Genomic DNA, 1,264 nt, shown 5'->3' with positions numbered 1-1,264 from the left:
GCCACCCCGATATCTGCTCTGGAGACCATTTCAACTCGAGCTTTCCAGCACCAGTTTTCGCAGTTGCGAATTCCGCTCCAGAAGGCATGCCTTGGGTCTTTTAGCCATGCGGCTAGCGCGATTGTTCGCATCGACAGCTTTGTAATAGCGTCTGCCACGGTTGCGTTGAACCTCCCGGGATATTGTTGATGGAGAACGGTTAAGGGCGTGCGCAATTGCACGGATACTCATTCTCGCAGATAAACCGGCACGAATTTCCTCGCGTTCAGATAGTGTCAGGTGAGCCACAGTACGGCGACGCTCGTTAGGCTTTATGCCCCTGTGTCCCTCAACATGGTGAAAATTGTGCCGGGTTTCGAATCCAGGATTTTCGCTATCTCACTGAAGCCGGTTCCGCGCTTCCACAGCTCAAAAACAAACGCTTTTTCCTTTGCTGTAAATGTTCGCTTCATTCAACAATCCTCCGCAACTGCATGTTTTCACATGGTTGTTGCGTTGATCAATTGAATCTACAACTGCTCTCTTGATGGCGGACGAGTTCACACGTACGCGCTGATAGACCGATTAAGGGAGCAAGCCCCCATCACCTTGGTCTGCTGCGCTTTCGATGTTCCAACATCCTGCTTTTACGACTATCTGGCCCGCAGACGGGCGATTAACCGTGAGCGGATACAGCAACGCAGTGAGTTGCGCCGGTTGTTCAAAGAGAGCAGGAGCTCTGCAGGCAGCCGCGCCTTGATGTCGATGATGCGAGAGTTGGGGTATCAGATTGGTCGATTCAAAGTACGTAACCTGATGAAGGAAGTCGGGCTGGTATCCAAACAGCCGGGCGCTCATCGTTATCAGGTCGCCCAGTCTGAGCGACCGGATATCCCCAATCTGCTGGCCCGCGAATTTGATGTCCAGCAACCCAATCAGGTGTGGTGTGGCGATATCACCTACGTCTGGGCCGGTGGTCGCTGGCATTACCTGGCAGCGGTTCTTGACCTGCACACCCGGCGGGTCGTGGGCTGGGCGATCTCTGATAAACCTGATGCAGAATTGGCAATCAAAGCACTGGCGATGGCCTATCAGCAGCGTGGTTGCCCATCTGGTGTGCTGTTTCACTCTGACCAGGGCAGCCAATATGGCAGTAGGGCATTTCGGCAACGACTGTGGCGCTATCGCATGACCCAGAGCATGAGTCGGCGTGGCAACTGCTGGGATAATGCCCCGATGGAGCGATTGTTCAGAAGTCTTAAAACGGAGTGGGTTCCGGCTATTA

Annotated in this window: 2 pseudogenes; one reads left to right on the top strand and one right to left on the bottom strand. The window is 53.7% G+C overall.

Annotated features, from left to right (window positions below):
* Nucleotides 1–452: pseudogene (locus AACS18_RS19270) on the bottom strand (transposase); the annotation flags it as partial.
* A 64-nt stretch (nucleotides 453–516) separates the two neighbouring features.
* On the opposite strand from AACS18_RS19270, the pseudogene AACS18_RS19265 reads away from it, so the two are divergent.
* Nucleotides 517–1,264, top strand: a pseudogene (locus AACS18_RS19265) (IS3 family transposase); the annotation flags it as partial.

It is taken from the genome of Aeromonas sp. HMWF015, from assembly GCF_963878965.1.
GTDB lineage: Bacteria > Pseudomonadota > Gammaproteobacteria > Enterobacterales > Aeromonadaceae > Aeromonas > Aeromonas veronii.
This window is presented reverse-complemented; position numbering and strand designations above follow the sequence as displayed.